General features: G+C 39.3%; 8 protein-coding genes. All 8 read right to left on the reverse strand.

The features are described from left to right. Positions 1-115: 115 nt before the first annotated feature. Positions 116-748, reverse strand: a complete 633-nt coding sequence (thiE, locus tag V7149_RS22850; protein ID WP_335347881.1) for a thiamine phosphate synthase — start codon at positions 746-748, stop codon at positions 116-118. Beyond that, positions 745-1,554, reverse strand: a complete 810-nt coding sequence (gene thiM, locus V7149_RS22855; RefSeq protein ID WP_335347882.1) for a hydroxyethylthiazole kinase — start codon at positions 1,552-1,554, stop codon at positions 745-747. Before thiM ends, thiE begins: the two co-directional genes overlap by 4 nt. A 21-nt stretch (positions 1,555-1,575) precedes the next feature. Further along, positions 1,576-2,391 (reverse strand): bifunctional hydroxymethylpyrimidine kinase/phosphomethylpyrimidine kinase, encoded by an 816-nt coding sequence (thiD, locus tag V7149_RS22860; RefSeq protein ID WP_335347883.1) that lies wholly within the window; start codon positions 2,389-2,391, stop codon positions 1,576-1,578. Continuing rightward, positions 2,360-2,881: an energy coupling factor transporter S component ThiW gene (thiW, locus tag V7149_RS22865; protein WP_335347884.1), complete on the reverse strand. Its 522-nt coding sequence runs from the start codon at positions 2,879-2,881 to the stop codon at positions 2,360-2,362. Before thiW ends, thiD begins: the two co-directional genes overlap by 32 nt. Positions 2,882-2,898: 17 nt before the next feature. After that, positions 2,899-3,915, reverse strand: a complete 1,017-nt coding sequence (locus V7149_RS22870) for an ABC transporter substrate-binding protein (RefSeq protein ID WP_335347885.1) — start codon at positions 3,913-3,915, stop codon at positions 2,899-2,901. 24 nt (positions 3,916-3,939) lie between these two features. After that, entirely contained in the window at positions 3,940-4,515 is a 576-nt protein-coding gene (locus V7149_RS22875) for an ABC transporter permease (protein WP_335347886.1), read from the reverse strand. A 178-nt stretch (positions 4,516-4,693) separates the two neighbouring features. Continuing rightward, positions 4,694-5,437 (reverse strand): ABC transporter ATP-binding protein, encoded by a 744-nt coding sequence (locus tag V7149_RS22880; protein WP_335347887.1) that lies wholly within the window; start codon positions 5,435-5,437, stop codon positions 4,694-4,696. 19 nt (positions 5,438-5,456) lie between these two features. After that, on the reverse strand, positions 5,457-6,108 hold a 652-nt coding region (gene tenA, locus V7149_RS22885; protein ID WP_335347888.1), incomplete at its 5' end, for a thiaminase II.

The following is a 6,108-nucleotide window of genomic DNA, read 5'->3' on the forward strand; positions in this document are numbered from 1 at the left end:
CATGTGGGATCGCTTCAAAGCTTTTTGAAAATATTATTTTAAATATATAAAAAGCAGAAATAATAGTCAAAAAAAAAAATTCCACGACATCTTTTATCGATATCGTGGGTCTTTATTATGGCCTGCTAATTCCTAGACTAATTGTTTTTCTAAAGGATTCAGCCGCTGTGTAAGGATTCGCGGCCTTCATAATACCGGAAACAATTGCATAACCAGCGATGTGTTTTTCTGGAAGCTCCGTTAAATTATCAACTTTAATTCCCCCGATAGCTACTACTGGGATTGAAACTTTTTTCGTAATGGCTTGAAGCATCCCCTCAGGAAGCAGTTTGGCATCGTTTTTTGATGTTGTTGGGAATACTGCACCGACTCCTATATAATTTGCTCCATTTCTCTCAGCTTCCACAGCCTCTTCGACCGTTGAAACAGAGATTCCCACGATCATAGAGGCGGGTACTATTTTTTTGGCGGCAGACAAAGGCAGATCGTTCTGGCCGATATGAACTCCAGCAGCATTTACGGCAATTGCAATATCAATTCGATCGTTAATAATAAGTGGCACATGATACTGATCTAGCAAGTTTTTTATTTTTTTTGCTTTTTCGTAAAAAAGCTTTCCGCTACTTTGTTTTTCACGGAGCTGAACAATCGTCACTCCGCCTTTCACAGCACTCTCAACGGTTTGAAGAAGCTTTTCAACTGGAGCTGATTCTTCAGTAACTAAATATAATGTATAGTTTGGTTTCATGCGAAACGAACACCTTCTTCCCATATTTGTCCATCCATTAACGATATCTCATCCATAAGCTTGATACGGTAAGTCCCTATCCCATCACAATCTTGTAATCTATTTCTTGCCCTTTCTCCTGCTAAACTCATAACTGACATTCCAGCGATGGCTGCAGAAAATAGGTCATCTGTGATTCCGGCAAAGCAGCCGATTAAAGAAGCTGTCATACAGCCTGTTCCTGTAATTCGGGTTAGCCAAACATCACCATTTTCTATGCTGACGGTCTTTTCTCCATTGGAAATTACGTCAATTTCGCCGCTAATGACTGTTATTGTATTAAGCTGCTTGGCAGTCTCAATAGCCAGAGCTTCCTTCGAGATAGAAATCTCTCCAGCGTCAACCCCTCTTGTTACGCCCTTACCGCCAATTAGGGCAAAAACCTCTGTTGCGTTTCCTCGTACAATGGATACATGAACTTTTTTCAGAAAATCAATTGCCTTTTTCGTTCTAAATGGAGTAGCGCCAACACCGACTGGGTCAAAAACGACTGGAATTCCTTTTTCATTTGCGGCTTGCCCTGCACGAATCATCGCACTATAGGTCAAATCATCAATCGTACCAAAATTAATGACAAGTGCATTTGCCAAGCTCACCATATCTGCAACCTCTTCGATACTTGTAGCCATAACGGGTGAACCGCCAATGGCAAGTGTTGCATTTGCACAATCGTTTATCGTGACGTTATTTGTAATATGGTGAATAAGTGGATTGCGCTCCTTTATTATCGTAAATAAATTTTTAATCGTATCCTTATTCATGATCATTTGTCCTCCAAGCTAAAATGTTTAGGGGTTTTGCTTGATTAGCAGATTTGCTTTTTCATATAGTTCATAAAAATGGTTCGTAGGACCATGGCCATGTCCAAGTTCAAGACTATGTTTAATGGCAGTTGTGATATAGTTTTTTGAAGATCGTATTGTCTCTAATAAAGACTCTCCTTTTGCTAAATTGGCTGCAATAGCAGATGAAAGAGTACAGCCTGTACCGTGTGTATTTTTTGTATGAATTCTTTCTCCCTTTATCCATTGAAAGCTGTTTCCATCAAAGAATAAATCATTAGGCTCTCCGCTAAGATGTCCGCCTTTTAAGAGAACTGAACCCGCCCCTAGTGCTTTAATGACTACGCAGGCATACTTTATATCTTCTTCACAGTTAATCTTACTTCCAGTTAATACCTCTGCTTCAGGAATATTGGGGGTTACAACTGTTGATAGCGGAATTAATATTTCCTTAAGGGCCGACATTGCCTCTTTTTGTAATAAGTGATGTCCGCCTTTTGAAACCATGACTGGGTCTAATACAATGTATTTTGGTTTATATTTTTGCAAAGAACGGGCAACTACCTCAACTGTTTCAGCAGTAGAAAGCATCCCTATTTTAACAGCATCAACTTGTATATCATCGAATACCGCTTCTATTTGATCCCGGATGATGGAAAGATCAATATTTTGTACTGATCTTACTTCTTGTGTATTTTGTGCGGTAACGGCCGTAATGACTGACATTCCAAATACTCCTTGCGCGGCGAATGCCTTTAAATCTGCTTGAATTCCTGCACCGCCGCCAGAATCAGAGCCTGCGATTGTAAGTGCTGTTTTCATGAAGCATCCCTCCGATCGCCTTATTTTTAATTAATATTTTTAGTAGTGCATATCCCATAATTGCACCAGTAAATGAACTCATCGTAAAAGCAGGTATTAATCCGAATAAGGTTGCTTCCTTCCCTAATAGAAGTACAGCAATTGGGTACGTTGCCATTGCACCAAGAATCCCTGTACCAATGACTTCCCCTGTAGCAGCAATCCCAATATTCTTCGTTTTTTGATATAGCATCGCAGCCAGAAATGCTCCAATCATACTGCCTGGATAAGCAAATAAACTTCCGGTTCCGAGCATATTTCTAATCGATGAAGAAAGAAAGGCTTGAATCACTGCATACCAAGGTCCAAGTAAAACAGCTGATAGGACGTTGGCAAAATGCTGAATTGGAAAAATTTTCGCAAAGCCAACTGGAATGTAAATGAAACTGCTTGAAACTGTGGTGATCGCTGCGATGATGGCAGTTAAGGTAAGTTTTTTCGTTTTTTGCATGTCTGTCACTCCTTTGTTTATTTTTTTGACACGATATTTTCAAATGCTTCTTTCGGGTCGATCGGCTCTTTTATAACCTTTGATTTGTAAAGCCAATCAGCAACATTCTCCCAAGATGCTTCTACTTGATAGCCAAATGGCACATCCTTATCCTCCATTAATGGTAAGAGAACCTGCAAGCTTTCCTTTTCGACTTCTTTATCTAGTGGAAAGCTATGATTTTCATGATCAAGCAAAACTTGGAGACCAGCATCAGGGTCTGCTTTCACGTCTTCATGGCCTTTCGTGACCGCATGCCAAAACTTTTCAATCGACTCTTTCTTATTGCTTAATGTATTTTCACCTGTTACGATGATTAGCTCATAATTATCAGGGACACCATAATCCGGCAAATGAAGAACATCAATGTTGTATCCTTCTTTTTTCAATAGAACCTGCTCATGGTTAATATAAGCACCGACTAGAGCATCCACATTATCAGTTGCTAAGGAGGCCATTAAATCCCAGCCAACATCAGTCATTTTCACCTTGCTCATATCACCGCCGTCAATTTCGACCATTGATGAAACTACGGCCTCACTTACTGAAGCCGATGGGTAGCCAACATTTTTCCCTTCTAAATCCTTTGGAGATTGAATTCCGCTTTCTGTCTTATACATGATTGCATCAAGGGAATGTCTCACAAATGCTGCAATGGAGACGACAGGGATATTCTCCGCTCTTGAAACTAAAAGCTGACTTTGATAGCTGATTGCTAAGTCAACTTTTCCAGTGGCGGCAAGCTTCAATGGGTCGTTCGTATCGGCAGGCATTTCAATTTTTACATTTAGACCTTCATCTTCAAAATATCCTTTTTCTTTAGCGACATAAATGGCTGAGTGAACTGCATTCGGATACCAATCAAGCATAATGCTTAAATCCTCTAGCTCTTCCATTTTATCTGCATTACTCGTTTCGTTTTGCCCTGCGTTACAGCCTGCTAACATGATAGCGATAACAATCAATAATAGTTGATATAACAGTGATTTTTTCATCTTCTGAGCAACTCCATATGTGAATTATTCTACATTTTTCCATTTCAATATATAATTCTCTGCTGCTTTAACAATGGCGAACAAAAGGATGCCAAGTAAAGTTAGGATCGTAATGGCTGCAAAAACTCCTTCTGCATTTAAATTTCCTGACATTCTGCGGCTATAGTATCCTAAGCCCTCACTTGCCCCTAGCCATTCTCCAATCGTCGCACCAACTAAAGCATAAACGATAGCAAGCTTTAGCCCAGAGAAAAAAGAAGGAAGTGCCATCGGAGTGTTTAATTTTAGGAAGATCTGCCAGCGGTTTGCTCCCATGGAACGCAATAATTCGCTATATTCCTGATCACTCGATTTAAGTCCGTCATATGTGCCTACAACAATAGGAAAAAATGAGATAAGAATCGTTACCGCGACCTTACTCCAAATCGTATAGCCGAACCAAAGGACGAAAATTGGCGACAAGGCAATGATTGGAATCATTTGCGAAATTAACACTGCAGGATAAAGCATTTTTTCTAGTGTTTTGAAAAAAAACATCCCTGCTGCCAACACAATTCCTCCCATAACAGCTAGGAGAAATCCAATTAGAAATTCAATCATCGTAGCTGGCAAGTGTTCTAATAATAGTGGCTTCCAATTTTCAAAAATTGATAAGATTACTCATGTTGGTGCCGGAATGATAAAGGCAGGAATGAACTCACTTTGTACTAGCCATTCTAATAAGAGTAAGATTGTCATGAAGAATAGGAGAAATAAACTATAAGTCTGTATCCATAATTTAATTTTTTTCATAGGCAATCTTCTTCTCCAGGCTTTGTCTTAAAGTAATCAGCTCTTTTTCATGCAGCATATCAAGTTTTCTAGGGCGTTTCAGATTGACCTGAATTTCTTCTAGCGTTTTATCAGGGTGCAACAAGAGTATTCGGTCACTTAGAAAGCATGCTTCCTCCAAATCATGGGTAATAAACAATACCGTTTTGTTTAATTCCTGCCATATCGACAGCAGCCATGCCTGCATGTCTTTTTTCGTTAAGGAATCAAGCGCTCCGAACGGTTCATCCAGCAATAATAATTCCTTGCCTGTTAATAAGGCCCGAAGAAAAGAAACTCTTTGTCTCATCCCTCCTGATAGCTGTTTTGGAAATGAATTCTCGTACTCTAGTAAACCTATTCGTTGAAGCCACTCTCTTGCTTTGTCTTTTGTAAGCCCATTTTTCTTCTGAATATCGGCTGAAATCATAATATTTTCTAGTATAGTTCGCCAAGGGAGGAGCAAATCACGCTGGGGCATATAGCCAATATCCCCCAGCGTGATTGCTTTTCCATTCAGAAAAACCTCCCCACTATCTTGTTTAAGCAGACCGGTAATTAATTTTAATATAGTAGTTTTACCTGTTCCGCTTCTTCCAATCAAAGAGACAAACTCGCCATTAGTTACTGTTAAGCTTAGATTTGATAGTATTTTGTTTTCTTGATTTCTATCTTTAAAGGCATAAGATACATTCTTTAATTCTAATGTCATATTTCCACCGTCTAATTCTTTAAATTGGCCAGTCCTGTTTGTAATAATTCATATCCCAGAATAAATACTCGTATTTCGAAGTCATCTGGAAATGCTCCTCTAGGACAGCGAGCTCCCGCTCTGGTTTTCCTTCTGCCAGTTCATCCATTAGTTCAATTAGCCATTTAGCTCCATTGCCAAAGGTTTCAGAATCATACGTTTCTATCCATTTAGCATATCTGTTAGTAGATAATTGCTCACCATACTGCTTTCTTAAAAGCTTCCCAATCTCCCAATAATCCCACGCACAAGGAAGCAAACAAGAAACCACTTCCGCTAAACTGCCATTTTGGGCGACATGCAACATATACCTCGTATATGCCAAATTGACAGGTGTAGGTTTAGTTGCCTCCAATTCTTCACGAGAAATCCCAAATTCCGCCGCAAATTGCCTATGTAATTCCATTTCAAAATGCAAGGTTTCATGCAGGATTTTGGCAAACTTCCCCATAATTTCGAGATCCTGCGCCTTCATCACACCTACTGCAAACAGTTTCGAATAATCAATTAAATACACATAGTCTTGCTTCATATAATGAATAAACCTCTTTTCGTCTAAAATGCCCTTTCCTAGCTCTTGGACAAAAGGATGATTGTGGTTTTTCTCCCAAATAGGCTGTACATTTTTAAAT

The organism is Bacillus sp. JJ1503 (assembly GCF_036965125.1).
Classification (GTDB): domain Bacteria; phylum Bacillota; class Bacilli; order Bacillales; family Cytobacillaceae; genus Cytobacillus.

Coding starts and splice junctions, on each gene's coding strand:
- V7149_RS22880 (WP_335347887.1), bottom strand. CDS start 5,437: ATGACATTAGAATTAAAGAATGTATCTTATGCCTTTAAAGATAGAAAT.
- thiD (WP_335347883.1), bottom strand. CDS start 2,391: ATGAAAACAGCACTTACAATCGCAGGCTCTGATTCTGGCGGCGGTGCA.
- thiE (WP_335347881.1), bottom strand. CDS start 748: ATGAAACCAAACTATACATTATATTTAGTTACTGAAGAATCAGCTCCA.
- thiM (WP_335347882.1), bottom strand. CDS start 1,554: ATGATCATGAATAAGGATACGATTAAAAATTTATTTACGATAATAAAG.
- thiW (WP_335347884.1), bottom strand. CDS start 2,881: ATGCAAAAAACGAAAAAACTTACCTTAACTGCCATCATCGCAGCGATC.
- V7149_RS22875 (WP_335347886.1), bottom strand. CDS start 4,515: ATGATTGAATTTCTAATTGGATTTCTCCTAGCTGTTATGGGAGGAATT.
- V7149_RS22870 (WP_335347885.1), bottom strand. CDS start 3,915: ATGAAAAAATCACTGTTATATCAACTATTATTGATTGTTATCGCTATC.